The sequence below is a fragment of the Rhodopseudomonas sp. AAP120 genome, from assembly GCF_001295845.1.
Taxonomy (GTDB): domain Bacteria; phylum Pseudomonadota; class Alphaproteobacteria; order Rhizobiales; family Xanthobacteraceae; genus Rhodopseudomonas.
Window position 1 is genome coordinate 13,370 of sequence record NZ_LJIC01000019.1, and the last position, 15,507, is coordinate 28,876.

Below are 15,507 nucleotides of genomic sequence, written 5' to 3' on the forward strand. Positions count from 1 at the left end.
CGCAGACGGATCGGGAGGAAAGCAGATGTCCTATGTCGACGGCTTCGTGGTGCCGGTGCCGAAAGCCAAGCTCGCGGACTACATCAAGCTGGCACGCAAGGCCGACAAGGTGTTTCGCGAGCACGGCGCGCTCGATTATCGCGAATGGATCGCCGACGACGTCGAGCCCGGCAAGGTCACCTCGTTCCCGCGCAGCGTGAAGCTGAAGCCGGACGAGGTCGTGGTGTTTTCCTACATCGTTTACAAATCGCGCAAGCAGCGCGACAAAGTGATGGCGAAAGCCCTGCAGGACCCGCGGCTGGGTGGCATGGATCCGAAGACGATGCCGTTCGACACCAAGCGGATGTTCTTCGGCGGCTTCAAGAAGCTGGTGTAGCGGCGGGTCGGGCGATCAGGCGGTGACGTTGAGGTTGCCGCCGACGCCGGCGCCGACATTGGCGAGCGACGGCGCGCCCTGCCCGATGCCGAGCAGCGTCTGCACCGTGTCGCGCTCCATCCGCGCGTTCGACGCCTGGATCGTCGTCGCGATCTGCATCTGCGTGCTGCTCGCCTGCATCGCGAGCGCCGCGCTGACCATGCTCATGTCCATGGCCTCAGCTTAGCGACGAAGCGTTAACAACCTTTCGCTTCGTCGCCTGCAATTGCTCAACCAGCCGGTATCGCCGTCCGCTGTGGCAACGAAGCTGCGTCCTCGTCTCTCAAATGAAGCGCGAAGCCGGTCCGGCCCGGAGCGCCCAGGCCGGGCCGCAGTTCCATGCTGGGAATCAGATAGTCGCCGCCGTTCTGGCGCCGGTACGAAATCGACGGCGTACTAGCCAGCGTGCGCATCCTTTCGCGGAGCTGTTCGGCGGTCGCTTCGAACCTCGGCTCGTCGATGCGACCGGTCTGATACACGACGAACGGCGGCAGCACGTCGTAGCCCGGGTAGAACAGGATGCCGTGGTGGATCGGAAACAGCAGGTCGTCGATCGGCCCGTTGACGCCGCGGGCACCGTAGTGCGTTCCCCAGCCGCCGGTGGTGACGATCAGCATCGCGCGTTTGCCGGCGAGATTGCCCTCGCCGTAGCGGTCGCCCCACCGCTTGTCGCTGTGCTCGCCGACCCCATAGGCGAAGCCGCAGGCATAGACGCGATCGACCCAGCCTTTCAGGATCGCCGGCATGGTGAACCACCACAGCGGGAATTGCAGGATCAGCACATCGGCCCAGCGCAGCTTGTCGATCTCGCCCTGGACATCCGGCGTCAGTGCGTCCGCCTCGAACGCCGCCTTCGAGCCGGCGGAGACCACCAGCCGCTCGTCGGACGCGAGCGCGGGGAAATCGGCGCGGTCGACCACCGGTTTCCAGCCCATGGCATAAAGGTCGGAGACCTGCACCTCATGGCCGAGGCGCTGCAGCTCGGCGACCGCGACGTCGCGCAGCGCGCCGTTCAGCGACCGCGGTTCGGGATGGGCGAACACCAGAAGAATTTTCACGGCAGGGCTCCTCAAGAATGACCAGGACCTTCGAATAAGCCCGCCGCAACTATTCCAGTAGACGATGAAGGCCGATATCATTGTTCCGCAAAATGGATAGATCAGCCGTCACGATCGAGCGCATCCGCACCTTCGTTCGCGTCGCCGAACGCGGCAGCCTGTCGGCTGTCGCCCGTGAACTCAACGTCGGCCAGTCGACCGTGACGCGGCAGTTGCAGGAACTGGAGTCGGCGATCGGCGCGGCTCTGCTGAGCCGCACCACTCGCCGGGTCACGCTGACCGAGGAGGGCAGCCGCTATTACACGCGCGCCGTTCAGATCCTGCGGCTGCTCGAACAGGCCGGTGACGAGGCGCTCGGCTCATCGGGCGCGCCGGCCGGCGCGATCCGGATGACCTGCACGGCGTCGTTCGGCGTGATGCACGCGAGCCGGCTGATCTTCGCGTTTCAGGACCGCTTTCCGGAGATCGGCATCGATTTCGGCCTCACCGACCAGCGCATCGATCTGGTGCGCGAAGGCGTCGACCTCGCGCTGCGCCTCGCGCCACTGACCGAGAGTTCGCTGAAGCTGCGCACCCTCGGCCAAAGCCAACGCCTGATGGCCGCATCCCCCGACTATCTGGCGGCCCACGGCCGGCCGATGACCCCGCAGGATCTGTCCCGGCATCAGGGCATCCGCATGGTGAACGTGGCCGGCAGCGACATGTTGACCTTCGAGGGGCCCGGCCAGGAGATTCACCGCGTCCCGTTCGGCGGCCGGCTCAGGGTCGACCACGGTCTTGCGGCACGGGAGGCGATGATCGCCGGGCGCGGCATCGCCGCGACGCATCGCTGGCTGGTGGACGACCTGCTGGCTGCGGGCCGCCTCGAAGTGATCCTGCCGGACTATCGGCTGCCGCCGGTGCCGCTCAATCTGCTGATCGTGCCGGAGCGGGCCGGCATCGCACGCGTGCGGCTGTTGATCGATTTTCTGGTCGAGCAGATCCGGGCCGTGCCGGGGATCGAGTGAGCGCCGTCAGAGGCTCAGCGCGTCGGGACCGGCTTTTCGCCGCGATAATCGTAGAAGCCGCGGCTGGTCTTGCGGCCGAGCCAGCCGGCTTCGACGTATTTCACCAGCAACGGGCACGGCCGATACTTGGAGTCGGCGAGGCCTTCGTGCAGCACCTGCATGATCGACAGACAGGTATCGAGGCCGATGAAATCGGCCAGTTCGAGCGGACCCATCGGATGGTGCGCGCCGAGCCGCATCGCCGCATCGATCGCCTCGACGTTTCCGACGCCTTCATACAGCGTGTAGATCGCCTCGTTGATCATCGGCAGCAGGATGCGGTTGACGATGAAGGCCGGGAAATCCTCGGAGACGGCGATCTGCTTGCCGAGCTTGGCGACGAACGCCTTGGCGGTCTCGAAGGTCGCATCGTCGGTGGCGATGCCGCGGATCAGTTCGACCAGTTCCATCACCGGCACCGGATTCATGAAATGAATGCCGATGAAGCGCTCGGGCCGGTCGGTCGAGGCGGCGAGCCGGGTGATGGAGATCGACGAGGTGTTGGAGGCGATGATCGCCTCGGGCTTCAGCGTCGCGCACAGGTCGTGGAAGATCTTGCGCTTGACCTCTTCCTTCTCGACCGCGGTTTCGATCACCAGATCGCAGTCGGCGAGCCCGTCGAGCCTGTCGTTCGCGGTGATGTTGGCCAGCGCCTGCTTGCGCTGGTCCTCGGTAATGAGCTTGCGGGCGATTTGCCGGGTGAGATTGCCGTTGATGGTGGCCATCGCCGACTTCAGCCGGTCCGCCGAGATGTCGTTCAGGACGACGGCGAAGCCGCCGAGCGCAGCCACATGCGCGATGCCGTTGCCCATCTGGCCGGAGCCGATCACGCCGACTTTCTTGATTGTTAACGCCATCTGTCATCTCGTTGGACGCCCGTCGCACGCACGGGCCGGAGCATTGTGGCAACTTCCGCGCCGGAAGCCGCCGGAACGGAGCAATATAGCGACAAGCACTTAAACTTTGCCAACGGATCCGGCCGAAGCCGGATCCGTGCGCAGGCCGGCGATTACTTGCCTAGCTTGCCGAGTTCTTCGGTCAGTTCCGGCACCGCCTGATACAGGTCGGCGACCAGGCCGTAGTCGGCCACCTGGAAGATCGGCGCGTCTTCGTCCTTGTTGATCGCGACGATCACCTTCGAGTCCTTCATGCCGGCGAGATGCTGGATCGCGCCGGAAATGCCGATCGCGACGTACAGCTCCGGCGCCACGACCTTGCCGGTCTGGCCGACCTGCCAGTCGTTCGGCGCGTAGCCGGCGTCCACCGCGGCACGCGAAGCGCCGACGCCGGCGCCGAGCTTGTCGGCGAGCGGCTCGATGTACTTGGTGAAGTTCTCGCGGCTTTGCATCGCGCGGCCGCCAGAGACGATGATCTTGGCCGAGGCCAGCTCCGGACGATCGCTCTTGGCGACTTCCTCGCTGACAAAGGTCGACAGGCCCGGATCTTCCGCCGCCGCTACCGACTCGACGCTGGCGCTGCCGCCTTCGCCGGTGGCCTGGAAGGTCGAAGTGCGGACGGTGATGACCTTCTTGGCGTCCTTGGACTTCACGGTCTGGATCGCGTTGCCGGCGTAGATCGGCCGCTCGAACGTGTCGGGCGCGACGACCTTGATGATCTCCGACACCTGCATCACGTCGAGCAAGGCTGCGACGCGCGGCATCACGTTCTTGAACCGCGAGGTCGCGGGAGCGACGAACGCGTCGTAGTTGCCGGCCAGCGAGACGATCAGCGCGGCCAGCGGCTCGGCGAGATCATGCGCATAAGCGGGAGCTTCGGCGACCAGCACCTTGGCGACGCCCTGCAGCTTGGCGGCGGCTTCGGCCGCGGCCTTGGTGCCTTCGCCGCCACCGGCGACGAGGACGTGGACCTCCGAGCCGAGCGCGGCAGCAGCGGTCAGCGCCTTGTTGGTCGCGTCCTTGAGCTCGGCATGGTCGTGTTCGGCAATCAGCAGCGTGGCCATATCAGATAACACCCGCTTCGTTCTTGAGTTTCGAGACCAGTTCGGCGACGTCCTTGACCTTCACGCCGGCCTTGCGGCCGCTCGGCTCGACGGTCTTGAGGACTTCCAGACGCGGCGCGACATCGACGCCGTAGTCCGCCGCGGTCTTCTCGGCGATCGGCTTCTTCTTGGCCTTCATGATGTTCGGAAGGCTGGCGTAGCGCGGCTCGTTGAGCCGCAGGTCGGTGGTGACGATCGCCGGGCCCTTGAGCTTCAGGGTCTGCGAGCCGCCGTCGACTTCGCGCGACACCTTGAAGTCCGAACCTTCGACTTCGAGCTTGGACGCGAAGGTGGCCTGCGACCAGCCGAGCAGCGCCGCCAGCATCTGGCCGGTCTGGTTGCTGTCGTCGTCGATCGCCTGCTTGCCGAGGATGATCAGTCCGGGCTGTTCTTCGCCGGCGACGCCCTTGAGGATCTTGGCGACCGCGAGCGGCTCGACGACGCCATCGACCTTGACCAGGATGCCGCGATCGGCGCCCATCGCCAGGCCGGTCCGCAGCGTTTCCGACGCCTGCGCGGGGCCGATCGAGACGACGACGACTTCGGTCGCCTTGCCGGCTTCCTTCAGCCGCAGCGCTTCCTCGACCGCGATCTCGTCGAACGGATTCATCGACATCTTGACGTTGGCGAGTTCAACGCCCGATCCGTCACTCTTGACCCTGATCTTGACGTTGTAGTCGACCACCCGCTTGACCGGCACCAGAACCTTCATCGATCCTCTTTCGTTTTCGCTGGGTTTATCTTGTCGTGGCGGCGGAACCTAAAGCCCCGGATATCGGCGGTCAACGCAGCAGAGCCAAAAACGACCCAAACTAGCGGTTCTGACCGGGAACCCAAAGAACGTCTCCGGCCCCGTCATTGTTCACCGCGCGGCTGGCGACGAACAGAAAGTCGGACAGCCGGTTGACGTAGTGCACGGCCGCCGGAGTAATCCGCTCCTCCGGCTTGGCCGCCAGTTCCACCATCACGCGTTCCGCACGGCGGCATATCGTCCGCGCCAGATGCAGGTACGCGGCGCCCGGTTTGCCGCCGGGCAGCACGAATGACGTCAATGGCGCGAGACGCTCGTTGAGCTGATCGATTTCGCGCTCGAGACGTTCCACCTGCGTCGATAGGACCCGCAGCCGCTCGGCTTTGCCGTCGCGATCCGGCACCGCCAGATCGGCGCCGAGGTCGAATAGATCGTTCTGAATCCGGCCCAGCATCGCGTCGATCTCGGGCTCGTCCGCCATATGCACCCGCGCCACGCCCACTGCGGCATTGGTTTCGTCAACCGTGCCGTAGGCGGCGATCCGCAGATCGTGCTTCGGCCGGCGCTCGCCGGTACCGAGCGCGGTCGAGCCGTCGTCGCCGGTCCTGGTGTAGATTCGATTGAGAACGACCATCGCGCAGAACCTCGGCGGCAGAACCGGCTTGTTTGTCGGGACGATTTGACGATTGGCGCCCGTGGCTAGCGGCCCAGCGCCCAGATCGCAAGCATGGTGATCACGATGGCGGCGAATTGCAGCAAAACCCGCAGCCGCATCAGCTTCTGGGACCGGTTGGGGGAGCCGCCCCGCATCATATTGATCAGGCCGAGCAGCAGGACAAGCGCCACGGCGCAGAGCGCGATCGGCAGGACAAGCGTGCTGAGAAAGGTGGCCATTTCGGTCTCATAGCACCGTCGTGTCGACCGCGCCACCCGGCCGCACCCGCAACGAAGTCGGTTTGAGCGGGTTAGTAGCCGATGCTAGTGTCCCGCGCCGCAACCCTCAGTCAGGTGACCCGTGAGGCAAATCCGCTACGTCTACGCGGTCGTGATGGACGCTTTTTATACGTTTCTGGCGGATGACGGGTGGGCGATCGCCAGCCATATCGCGCTGTCGTCGCTGATGGCGCTGTTTCCGTTCCTGATCGTGCTGACCTCGCTGGCCGGCTTCGTCGGATCCAAGGACCTCGCCGACCAGGCGGCCGAATTGATGCTGGACATCTGGCCGGCCCAGGTCGCCAGCACGCTGTCGGGGGAGATCCACGACGTGCTGACCACCACGCGGGGCGGCGCGCTGACCATCGGCCTGCTGCTGGCGCTGTACTTCGCCTCCAACGGCGTCGAGAGCCTGCGGGTCGCGCTCAACCGCGCCTATGCGGTGATCGAGGTGCGTCCGTGGTACATGCTGCGACTGGAGTCGATCGGCTACACGCTGGTGGCGGCGTTCACCGCGCTGGCGATGGCGTTCCTGATCGTGCTCGGCCCGCTGATCCTGGCAACCGCCCGACACTACGTGCCGCTGCTGGTCGAGGACAACCAGACGCTGCTGACCGTGGCGCGCTACGGCATCGCGATCGGGGCGCTGACCGTCGCGCTATTCATCCTGCACGCCCGGCTGCCCGCCGGCCGGCGCACCATCAAGCAGATCGTGCCCGGCATCGTCTTCACCATGGTGGCGTCGCTGGTGTCGGGGATGGGGTTCGGCCTGTATCTGGCGCGCTTCGCCAACAACTACGTGACGATGTATGCGGGACTGGCGTCGGCGATCATCGCCCTGGTGTTTCTGTATTTTATCTCGGCGATCTTCGTCTATGGCGGCGAACTCAACGCCGCCATCATCAAGTCGCGGTTGCCGGACGGCGTGACGCTTCAAGCAGCGCAGTTGCGAGCGCACGAGGAGACACCGGCTTGAGCAGGAAGGCGTCGGCCCCGGCGTCGCGGGCCGCGGCCTCGTCCTGATCGCGGCCGGAGACGCCGATGATCGGGATCGCGCCGAGCGGCGCGGCGAGCCCGCGAATCCGGCGGATCGCTTCGGGCCCGCTGATGCCGGGCAGCACCATGTCCATCAGCACCGCGTCGAAGCCGCCCTGCCCCAGGCGCTCCGGCGCGGCCTCGCCGCTGCCGATGAACTCGGTGTGATGGCCGAGCTCGGTGAGGATCGCGTTGAGCACGACGCGGCCGAACGGATTGTCCTCGACGCTCAGCAGCCGTAGCGGGCGGCTCAGCGCAGCAATCGAACTATGCGGCCCGGGTGTTTGCGGCTGCGGCGGCTTCGCCCGGGTCAGTTTGACGGTCAGGGTGAAGACCGCGCCGCCCTTCGGCCGCGGCGTCACCGCGACGTCGCCATGCATCGCCCGTGCGATCTGCCGCACCGACGACAGCCCGAGTCCGGCGCCGCCGAACCGCGACGCGATGCTGACATTGGCCTGAGAGAACGGCCGGAACAGCCGCTTGATTTCAGCGAGCGTCAGGCCGATGCCGCTGTCGGAGACTGCGAAGCTCACCTCCGCGGCGTCCTTGCCAGCGCTGCTCGAACTGACCTTCAGCGCGACGTCGCCGTGGTCGGTGAACTTGACGGCGTTGTCGATGAGATTTTCCAACGCAGCCCGCAACCGCACCGCATCGCCGACCACGAAGGCCGGCAGCCGCGGCGAGATCGTCACGACCGCGCGCAGCCCTTTGGCGGCAGCGCGGCCGGACAGCGAGTCGCCGGCGTGGCGGGCGAGCGCGCGCAGATCGAAGAACTCGTTGCGGGCGCCGAGGCCAGCCCCTCCGTCGATCACGCCGAGCCGCGCGGCGTCGACGAAAAGCGTAGCGAGTCCAGCGAGATGCTCGGCCCCGGCCTTGATGGTCTCGACCCAGCGGCGCTCGCGCTCGCCGAGGTCGGAGGTCGCCAGCAGATCGCTGACGGCGAGGATGCCGGTCAGTGGTGTGCGGACTTCATGCGCGAACACCGCCAACGCCGTCTCGACCATACCGGGAGCGGCCGTTTTCCGGCGCACGCGCTTGACCGGCGCCCGCTTGAGCGCCGTTCGCCCGCTCCGCAGGGCGCGCGACTTCACTGTCATCATTCCCCCACCCAACGCCCGGCACCATGCCATGACGCCGTTAACGGAGTCATCGGGAAAACGAATCCCGCGCCGCGGACCATGTGGCAAACCTGGGGCAAGCTCAGGCGGCGGGTGCGAGCCCGACCATGTTGCGAATCTGTTGCGGCGTGACGCCATTCGCTCGCAACTCGCGCAGTCCGGTCGCGGCGGACGACTTCGACAGCTTGCGGCCCTCGGCATCGCGCAGCAGTGAGTGGTGCCGATATACCGGAGCCGGCAAACCGAGCAGAGCCTGCAACAACCGGTGCACGCTGGTCGCCCAGAACAGGTCGGCGCCGCGAACCACCTCGGTGATTCCCTGCAGCGCGTCGTCGATCACCACCGAGAGATGATAGCTGGTCGGCGTCTCCTTGCGGGCGATCACGACGTCGCCCCACGCCTCGGGCCGGGCCGCGACCGTTCCGGTCTCGCCGGCAGGGCCTTCGCCCAGTTCGGCCCAGGTGAGTTCGCCGACGAGCGCGCGCGCGGCCGCCATGTCGAGCCGCAGCGCATAGGGCGCGCCGGACTCGATCTGCTCGGCGCGTTGGGCGGCGCTGAGCTGTTTGCCGACGCCGGGATACAGCGGCGCGCCGTCGGGGTCGCGCGGCCAGGGCGCGACCGCCTCCTTGTCCGCGACCAAACGGGTGATCTCGGCGCGGCTTTCGAACGCCGGATAGACCAGCCCGCGCGCGGTGAGCTGCGCGACCGCGTCGCGATAAAGGTCGAGGTGATCGGACTGCCGCCGCACCTCGGGCTCCCACACGATTCCGAGCCAGGCCAGATCCTGATAGATCGCCGCCTCGTACTCCGGCCGGCAGCGCGTGGCGTCGATGTCCTCGATCCGCAGCAGCAGCCGCCCGCCGCCGGCTTGCGCCAGATCGGCATTGAGCAGCGCCGAGTACGCGTGGCCGAGATGCAGATAGCCGTTCGGGCTGGGGGCGAATCGGAAAACGGGTGGCGGCATCGAAACCCCGGCGTCATTGCCGGACTTGATCCGGCAATCCATCGCGTAGACGATCCCTCTTACGATCGCGGATGGATGCGCGGGTCAAGCCCGCGCATGACGACAGAGCAAACGAAACCGCCCCCATGACCATCCACCTCGACACCCAGGCCGACCTCGAAGCCGCGATCACCACGCTGGTGAAGCAGGATCCGCGGCTGCGGCCGGTGCTGAAGACCGCCGGCATGCCGCCGCTGCGGCGGCGTGACCCCGGCTTCAAGGGGCTGGCGGCGATCGTCTGCGGCCAGCAATTGTCGGTGGCGAGCGCGGCGGCGATCTGGGCGCGCGTGAGCGAGGCGTATGATCCGTTCGATCACGCGGCGATCAAGCGCGCCCGCACCGACCGGCTCGGACGACTCGGCCTGTCCGCCGCCAAGATCAAGACGCTGAAGGCACTCGCCCAGGAACTGCACCACGAACGCCTCAACCTCGACGTCCTCGCCAACGAGGATGCCGACGTCGCCCACACCACGCTGACCGCGCTGCACGGCATCGGACCGTGGACCGCCGACATCTATCTGCTGTTCTGCCTCGGCCACGGCGACGCCTGGCCGGCCGGCGATCTCGCGGTGCAGGAGGCGATGCGGATCGGGCTCGGGCTGGCGGCACGGCCGACCGTCAAGCAAATGGCGCCGCTCGCCGAACCCTGGCGCCCGCTGCGCGGCGCCGCCGCGCATCTGTGGTGGGCCTATTATCACGCGGTGAAGAAGCGCGAGGGCGTGATCGCGGGGAAGCCCGAGACTAACAAAGTTTAAAACAACGCGCGTCGCAAAGTCGACATCGGCACCGGGGCAGAGTGGCAGCCGTGATGACAATGAGGACGCGCCCGCATGAAAGGTTCCAGCTTCACCGTTGCCCGTGACGATCTTGCCCGTACCGCGCTGATCGAGCGCGACCTGCCCGACGCCGGCACGCTCGACGACGGCGCCGTACTGCTCGCCGTCGATCGCTTCGCCTTCACGGCCAACAACATCACTTACGCGATGCTCGGCGATCAACTCGGCTATTGGCAGCTGTTCCCGGCGCCCGAGGGCTTCGGCATCATTCCGGTCTGGGGCTTCGGCAACGTCATCGCCTCCAACCATCCGCAGGTCGCGATCGGCGAGCGGCTGTTCGGTTACTTCCCGATGGCCACGCACCTCGTGATCGAACCGAGCCATGTCGGCGACCGTGGGCTGCGCGACGGCGCGGCCCATCGCCAAGGCGTCGCGCCGGTGTACAACGCCTACACCAGGGTCGGCGACGATCCGGCCTTCACTGGGCAGCAAGGCGACTATCAGGCGCTGTTGCGGCCGCTGTTCATGCTGTCGTTCCTGGTCGACGATTTTCTCGCCGAACAGAACTTCTTCGGCGCGCGGCGGGTGATCCTGTCGAGCGCGTCGAGCAAGACCGCATTCGGGCTGGCGCATCTGCTGCACGCGCGGGGTGATCTCGAGGTGATCGGCCTGACCTCGGAGGCCAACACAGCGTTCGTTGAGCGGCTCGGCTGCTACACCCGAACGATCGGCTACGACCAATTGAAGTCGCTGCCAGCCGGCGAGCCCGTGCTGTATGTCGACATGGCCGGAAGCGCCGCCCTGCGGCAGCGGCTGCATGCGCACTTCGGCGCGGCGCTACGCTACAGCGGCCGGGTCGGCCTCACCCATCAGGACAGCGGTGAACACGATCCGGAACTGCCGGGCGCGGCACCATCCTGGTTCTTCGCGCCCGATCAAATTCGCAAGCGCGCCAGGGAATGGGGACCGGGCGGAGTCGAACAGCGACTGGCGACGGCGTGGACCGGCCTGGTGCCCCTGCTCGACCGCAGCCTGACCATCACCACGCGGTCCGGCCCGGAAGCCGTCAAACAGGCCTATCGTGAGACGCTCGCCGGCACAGTGCCGCCCGATCAGGGCCTGATGCTGGCGCTGCGCTGAGGCGCAACTGACTGGGGGCAGCCCACAAACGACAAGGCGCACCGACGGTGTCCGCCGGTGCGCCCCTCGTTACTCGCTGGTTCCCAGGCGCCGGGGCGCCCAGGCCGAAGCGGCTCAATCAGGAGCCTACCTCAGCGGGCGTCCCCAGCGAGGTGACAGCGTTTCGAGTGAGACACTGGATCACCTCCTTTCGTTGTTTCAGGAAGCCTCAAGATAGGAATGATTCTTCGGTTTGCAAAGCCCCGCCGCGACCGATCGCGCGCGGCGCGGAACGGGCGTCCCGTCTCGTGGTTGTTCCTGCTCACAGGGAGAAGCCAGATGACAGCGGAAGCAGACGAAACCGTCAGCCTGATCGGCAGCGACAAGGTTCAGGGCACCGTGGTGTACGGCCCCGACGGCGAGAAGATCGGCAGCATCGAACGGGTGATGATCGAGAAGGTGAGCGGCAAGGTGTCGTATGCGGTGCTCAGCTTCGGCGGCTTCCTCGGCATCGGCGACGACCACTACCCGCTGCCCTGGCCGTCGCTGAAGTACAATGTCGAGCTCGGCGGCTACCAGACCATGATCACCAACGATCAGCTGCAGAACGCGCCACACTATGCCCGCGACGACGAATACGACTGGAAGGGCGCCCGCAAGGTCGACGATTATTACGGCGTTGCGCTGACGTAAGCTTCGCAGGTGTGGGCACAGGCGCGAAAGCGCCGCGCCCACCCTGCCGGACCCGGCTGTGTCGCATGGGCACGTTGCGCCGCGCCCACCTTCCGTTTCCCTTCACCCCGTGCACTCCGATGATCGACGATCTCTGGTACAAGAACGGTGTGATCTACTGCCTGTCGGTCGCGACCTATATGGACGCCGATGGCGACGGGGTCGGCGACTTCCGCGGGCTGTTGCGGCGGCTGGATTATCTGTCGGGCCTCGGCGTCACCGCGATCTGGCTGATGCCGTTCCAGCCCTCGCCCGGCCGCGACGACGGCTACGACATTTCCGATTATTACAGCGTCGATCCGCGCTACGGCACGCTCGGCGACTTCGTCGAATTCACCCATGGCTGCAAGCAGCGCGGCATAAGGGTGATCATCGACCTCGTGGTCAATCACACCTCCGATCAGCACCCGTGGTTCAAGGCGGCGCGCGCGAACAAGACCTCGCCGTATCGCGACTGGTACGTGTGGTCCGACAAGAAGCCGCCGCACGCCGATCAAGGCATGGTGTTTCCCGGCGTGCAAAAGACCACCTGGACGCACGACAAGCAGGCCAAGGCCTGGTACTTCCATCGCTTCTACGACTTCCAGCCCGACCTCAACACCGCCAATCCGCATGTGCAGGCGGAGATCCTTAAGATCATGGGGTTCTGGATCCAGCTCGGCGTCTCCGGCTTCCGGATGGACGCGGTGCCGTTCGTCATCGCCACTAAGGGACCGAAGGTGCGCAAGCCGGTCGAGCAGTTCGACATGCTGCGGACGTTTCGGGAATTTCTGCAATGGCGCAAGGGCGACTCGATCATCCTGGCCGAAGCCAACGTGCTGCCCGAGGACGATTTCGAATATTTCGGCGACGACGGCGACCGCATGCAGATGATGTTCAACTTCCACGTCAATCAGCATCTGTTCTACGCGCTGGCCTCGGCCGACACCCGGCCGCTCGCCAAGGCGATGGCCGAGACCAAGCCGCGGCCCGCGACCGCGCAATGGGGCCTGTTCCTGCGCAACCACGACGAGCTCGATCTCGGCCGTCTCACCAAGGCGCAGCGCAAGACAGTGTTCGACAAGTTCGGCCCGGACAAATCGATGCAGCTCTACGACCGCGGCATTCGCCGACGGCTGGCGCCGATGCTCGGCGGTGATGCCAGGCGGCTGCGGCTCGCCTACAGCCTGATGTTCACGCTGCCGGGCACGCCCGTGCTGCGCTACGGCGACGAAATCGCGATGGGCGACGATCTGGCGCTGCCGGAACGCGGCTGCGCCCGCACCCCGATGCAATGGTCGACCGAGCCGCACGGCGGCTTCACCAAAAGCGACCGGCCGGACGTGCCGGTGATCGACCAGGGCCCCTATGGTTATCAACACGTCAACGTCGCGCAGCAGCGCCGCGATCCGGAATCGATGCTGAACTGGACCGAGCGCATCATCCGGATGCGCAAGGAAGTCCCCGAGATCGGCTGGGGCGACTTCAGGGTGATACCGAGCCGCAATCCGGCCGTTCTGATCGTCCGCTACGACTGGCGCGGCAATTCGGTGGTGATCCTGCACAATCTCGACGAGAAGCCGCACGAAATCTCGTTCGCCACCGGCCTGCCGGGCGAAGCCGGCGCACGGCTGATCGATCTGCTCGGCGACGATCACAGCCGGGCCGACGAGCGCGGCCGCCACACCGTGATGCTCGACGCCTACGGCTATCGCTGGTACCGCGCCGGCGGCCTGGATTACTTGCTGAAGCGCAGCGACATCGACCATGCCCAGGACGGCCATCCGAGCTGAGCGGCCGGGCGGGCCGGACGGCGAACCGCCTTCGGCGGGGCTTTCATTCACCGCGTTGCTAATTGCCCGGTAGTTTCTTCACCCGCCTTTACGGTGCTTTAGTTCCATCCTGCCAAGACTGGGTTTCGACGCGCGCGGGGCGCGGGATCGAGGCCGCACATGCAGGGGTTGTTCGAAAAGTGTCGCGCAACTAATTTGTTTCGTCGCTTTGTGAGCGATGGCTCCGGCAACGTCGCGGTGATCTTCGCGATCTCCCTGCTGCCTCTGCTCGGGTTCGTCGGCGCCGCCATCGACTATTCGACCGCCAACCGGGTCCGGACCAAGCTGGAATCCGCCCAGGACGCCGCGGTGCTGCTGGCGGTCAGCAATGCCGAGATCAACAAAACGGCCGCGGACGCCCAGGCCGACGCCGTCAAATTCTTCAATGCCACCGTCGGCGCCTACGGGCTGAGCGCGAGCATCAATCTCAGCGTCACCGACAGCAACGGCAAGCGCAGCGCCAGCTCGAACTTCTCCACCACCGTCACCACCAGCTTCCTCAATTTGGTCGGGTACCCGACCCTGACGGTCGGCGACAAATCGACCTCCACGGTATCGATGCCGGTGTACCAGGACTTCTACCTGCTGCTCGACAACTCGCCGTCGATGGGCGTCGCCGCCACCACCACCGACATCTCCACCATGGTGGCCAACACCTCGGACAAGTGCGCCTTCGCCTGTCACGATTTGTCGAACTCGAACAATTACTACAACCTGGCCAAGAAGCTCGGCGTGACGATGCGGATCGACGTCGTCCGCCAGGCCGTGCAGCAGCTCACCACCACGGCGACCGCGATCTCCGCGGTGAGCAACCAGTTCCGCATGGCGGTGTACACGTTCGGCAGCTCCTGCTCGTCGCTGGGGCTGACGACGATTTCCAGCCTGACCTCGAGCATGTCGAGCGTGCAGTCGTCCGCCGACGCCATCGACCTGATGACGATCCCGAAGCAGAACTACAACAACGATCAGTGCACCGACTTCGACAACACGCTGACGGCGATGAACAGCACGATCCCGACGCCGGGCTCGGGCACCGCCGACAATCCGCAGAAATGGCTGTTCTTCGTGTCGGACGGCGTCGCCGACGCCAACTATCCGTCGACCTGCAGCCGGACGCCGCTCGGCAACGGCCGCTGCCAGGAGCCGCTGACGGTGGCGCAATGCACCGCGATGAAGAACCGCGGCGTGCAGATCGCGGTGCTGTACACCACCTATTTGGCGCTGCCGACCAACGACTGGTACAACAATTACATCGCGCCGTTCAATCCCGGCCCCTACGGCCCCTCGACCAACAGCCAGATCGCCGCCAACATGCAGAACTGCGCGTCGCCGGGGTTCTATTTCGAGGTAAGCCCGACCCAGGGCATCTCGCAGGCCATGGACGCGCTGTTCAAGAAGGCGGTGGCCAAGGCGCGGCTGAGCAGCTGACGGGCGCCACAGCCCTGGCGCCTCACCCTGAGGGCCCGGCAACGCCGAATATCTCAAAGGATGGGGAGGCGCATCGCCGGCAGCGCAGGATTCCAGACGGCGCGCGCGCCCTCACCATCGGCTTATGACTCGACCCTCCCCTTGAGGGGGAGGGTCGGCACGTAGCCCGCGCAGCGGGATGCGTGAGGGGGTGGGGTGAGCCGCGGGCACGGCGGATGAACTCTTCACCACCCCACCCCGCTCGCTGCGCGAGCGACCCTCCCCCTCCAGGGGAGGGTGATCC

General features: G+C 66.1%; 17 protein-coding genes. 8 read left to right on the forward strand and 9 right to left on the reverse strand.

Features of this window, described 5'->3' with window-relative positions; all coding sequences use genetic code 11:
* The first annotated feature begins 25 nt into the window (after positions 1 to 25).
* On the forward strand, positions 26 to 376 hold the full coding sequence (locus tag IP86_RS04415) for a DUF1428 domain-containing protein (protein ID WP_054161308.1): 351 nt from the start codon (positions 26 to 28) through the stop codon (positions 374 to 376).
* Positions 377 to 391: 15 nt separating this feature from the next.
* Here IP86_RS04415 and IP86_RS04420 read toward each other — a convergent pair whose 3' ends face one another.
* Together IP86_RS04420 and IP86_RS04425 are read right to left on the reverse strand one after the other, a co-directional pair.
* The gene (locus IP86_RS04420; RefSeq protein WP_054161309.1) at positions 392 to 589 is read right to left on the reverse strand and encodes a hypothetical protein; all 198 of its coding nucleotides are present in this window, start codon (positions 587 to 589) and stop codon (positions 392 to 394) included.
* Positions 590 to 645: 56 nt separating this feature from the next.
* A complete protein-coding gene (locus IP86_RS04425) occupies positions 646 to 1,473 on the reverse strand; it encodes an NAD(P)H-dependent oxidoreductase (RefSeq protein WP_054161310.1) in 828 nt (275 codons plus the stop codon).
* A gap of 92 nt (positions 1,474 to 1,565) precedes the next feature.
* Between IP86_RS04425 and IP86_RS04430 the strand changes: the two genes are divergently transcribed.
* A complete protein-coding gene (locus IP86_RS04430) occupies positions 1,566 to 2,480 on the forward strand; it encodes a LysR family transcriptional regulator (RefSeq protein ID WP_054161311.1) in 915 nt (304 codons plus the stop codon).
* 14 nt (positions 2,481 to 2,494) lie between these two features.
* Here IP86_RS04430 and IP86_RS04435 read toward each other — a convergent pair whose 3' ends face one another.
* The 5 genes from IP86_RS04435 to IP86_RS04455 form a co-directional block, all read right to left on the reverse strand.
* Positions 2,495 to 3,376: a 3-hydroxybutyryl-CoA dehydrogenase gene (locus IP86_RS04435; protein ID WP_054161312.1), complete on the reverse strand. Its 882-nt coding sequence runs from the start codon at positions 3,374 to 3,376 to the stop codon at positions 2,495 to 2,497.
* A gap of 152 nt (positions 3,377 to 3,528) precedes the next feature.
* Entirely contained in the window at positions 3,529 to 4,479 is a 951-nt protein-coding gene (locus IP86_RS04440; RefSeq protein ID WP_054161313.1) for an electron transfer flavoprotein subunit alpha/FixB family protein, read from the reverse strand.
* Between the two features lies 1 nt (position 4,480).
* The gene (locus IP86_RS04445) at positions 4,481 to 5,230 is read right to left on the reverse strand and encodes an electron transfer flavoprotein subunit beta/FixA family protein (RefSeq protein WP_054161314.1); all 750 of its coding nucleotides are present in this window, start codon (positions 5,228 to 5,230) and stop codon (positions 4,481 to 4,483) included.
* Positions 5,231 to 5,330: 100 nt separating this feature from the next.
* Entirely contained in the window at positions 5,331 to 5,903 is a 573-nt protein-coding gene (locus IP86_RS04450; RefSeq protein ID WP_054161315.1) for a cob(I)yrinic acid a,c-diamide adenosyltransferase, read from the reverse strand.
* A gap of 65 nt (positions 5,904 to 5,968) precedes the next feature.
* Positions 5,969 to 6,163: a twin transmembrane helix small protein gene (locus tag IP86_RS04455; RefSeq protein WP_054161316.1), complete on the reverse strand. Its 195-nt coding sequence runs from the start codon at positions 6,161 to 6,163 to the stop codon at positions 5,969 to 5,971.
* Positions 6,164 to 6,284: 121 nt separating this feature from the next.
* Here IP86_RS04455 and IP86_RS04460 point away from each other — a divergent pair, with 121 nt between their 5' ends.
* Positions 6,285 to 7,178, forward strand: coding sequence for a YihY/virulence factor BrkB family protein (locus IP86_RS04460; RefSeq protein ID WP_054161317.1), 894 nt, complete (start codon positions 6,285 to 6,287; stop codon positions 7,176 to 7,178).
* Here the strand turns inward: IP86_RS04460 and IP86_RS04465 are convergent.
* Both IP86_RS04465 and gluQRS read right to left on the reverse strand, forming a co-directional pair.
* The gene (locus tag IP86_RS04465; RefSeq protein WP_054161324.1) at positions 7,105 to 8,334 is read right to left on the reverse strand and encodes an ATP-binding protein; all 1,230 of its coding nucleotides are present in this window, start codon (positions 8,332 to 8,334) and stop codon (positions 7,105 to 7,107) included. The genes IP86_RS04460 and IP86_RS04465 overlap by 74 nt on opposite strands.
* 103 nt (positions 8,335 to 8,437) lie before the next feature.
* Positions 8,438 to 9,319, reverse strand: coding sequence for a tRNA glutamyl-Q(34) synthetase GluQRS (gene gluQRS / locus IP86_RS04470; protein WP_054161325.1), 882 nt, complete (start codon positions 9,317 to 9,319; stop codon positions 8,438 to 8,440).
* A gap of 125 nt (positions 9,320 to 9,444) precedes the next feature.
* Between gluQRS and IP86_RS04475 the strand changes: the two genes are divergently transcribed.
* The 5 genes from IP86_RS04475 to IP86_RS04495 all read left to right on the forward strand — a co-directional run bounded on the left by IP86_RS04475 (position 9,445) and on the right by IP86_RS04495 (position 15,224).
* A complete protein-coding gene (locus IP86_RS04475) occupies positions 9,445 to 10,113 on the forward strand; it encodes a DNA-3-methyladenine glycosylase family protein (RefSeq protein WP_054161326.1) in 669 nt (222 codons plus the stop codon).
* A gap of 75 nt (positions 10,114 to 10,188) precedes the next feature.
* On the forward strand, positions 10,189 to 11,274 hold the full coding sequence (locus tag IP86_RS04480; RefSeq protein ID WP_054161318.1) for a DUF2855 family protein: 1,086 nt from the start codon (positions 10,189 to 10,191) through the stop codon (positions 11,272 to 11,274).
* 318 nt (positions 11,275 to 11,592) lie between these two features.
* Complete coding sequence (locus IP86_RS04485; RefSeq protein WP_054161319.1) at positions 11,593 to 11,946, forward strand: PRC-barrel domain-containing protein; 354 nt, start codon at positions 11,593 to 11,595, stop codon at positions 11,944 to 11,946.
* 119 nt (positions 11,947 to 12,065) lie between these two features.
* Positions 12,066 to 13,757, forward strand: coding sequence for an alpha-amylase family protein (locus tag IP86_RS04490; RefSeq protein ID WP_054161320.1), 1,692 nt, complete (start codon positions 12,066 to 12,068; stop codon positions 13,755 to 13,757).
* Positions 13,758 to 13,916: 159 nt separating this feature from the next.
* Positions 13,917 to 15,224, forward strand: a complete 1,308-nt coding sequence (locus tag IP86_RS04495) for a TadE/TadG family type IV pilus assembly protein (RefSeq protein WP_054161321.1) — start codon at positions 13,917 to 13,919, stop codon at positions 15,222 to 15,224.
* The last annotated feature ends 283 nt before the right edge of the window (positions 15,225 to 15,507 follow it).

Coding starts and splice junctions, on each gene's coding strand:
- IP86_RS04415 (WP_054161308.1), top strand. CDS start 26: ATGTCCTATGTCGACGGCTTCGTGGTGCCGGTGCCGAAAGCCAAGCTC.
- IP86_RS04420 (WP_054161309.1), bottom strand. CDS start 589: ATGGACATGAGCATGGTCAGCGCGGCGCTCGCGATGCAGGCGAGCAGC.
- IP86_RS04430 (WP_054161311.1), top strand. CDS start 1,566: ATGGATAGATCAGCCGTCACGATCGAGCGCATCCGCACCTTCGTTCGC.
- IP86_RS04435 (WP_054161312.1), bottom strand. CDS start 3,376: ATGGCGTTAACAATCAAGAAAGTCGGCGTGATCGGCTCCGGCCAGATG.
- IP86_RS04440 (WP_054161313.1), bottom strand. CDS start 4,479: ATGGCCACGCTGCTGATTGCCGAACACGACCATGCCGAGCTCAAGGAC.
- IP86_RS04445 (WP_054161314.1), bottom strand. CDS start 5,230: ATGAAGGTTCTGGTGCCGGTCAAGCGGGTGGTCGACTACAACGTCAAG.
- IP86_RS04450 (WP_054161315.1), bottom strand. CDS start 5,903: ATGGTCGTTCTCAATCGAATCTACACCAGGACCGGCGACGACGGCTCG.
- IP86_RS04455 (WP_054161316.1), bottom strand. CDS start 6,163: ATGGCCACCTTTCTCAGCACGCTTGTCCTGCCGATCGCGCTCTGCGCC.
- IP86_RS04465 (WP_054161324.1), bottom strand. CDS start 8,334: ATGACAGTGAAGTCGCGCGCCCTGCGGAGCGGGCGAACGGCGCTCAAG.
- gluQRS (WP_054161325.1), bottom strand. CDS start 9,319: ATGCCGCCACCCGTTTTCCGATTCGCCCCCAGCCCGAACGGCTATCTG.
- IP86_RS04475 (WP_054161326.1), top strand. CDS start 9,445: ATGACCATCCACCTCGACACCCAGGCCGACCTCGAAGCCGCGATCACC.
- IP86_RS04480 (WP_054161318.1), top strand. CDS start 10,189: ATGAAAGGTTCCAGCTTCACCGTTGCCCGTGACGATCTTGCCCGTACC.
- IP86_RS04485 (WP_054161319.1), top strand. CDS start 11,593: ATGACAGCGGAAGCAGACGAAACCGTCAGCCTGATCGGCAGCGACAAG.
- IP86_RS04490 (WP_054161320.1), top strand. CDS start 12,066: ATGATCGACGATCTCTGGTACAAGAACGGTGTGATCTACTGCCTGTCG.
- IP86_RS04495 (WP_054161321.1), top strand. CDS start 13,917: ATGCAGGGGTTGTTCGAAAAGTGTCGCGCAACTAATTTGTTTCGTCGC.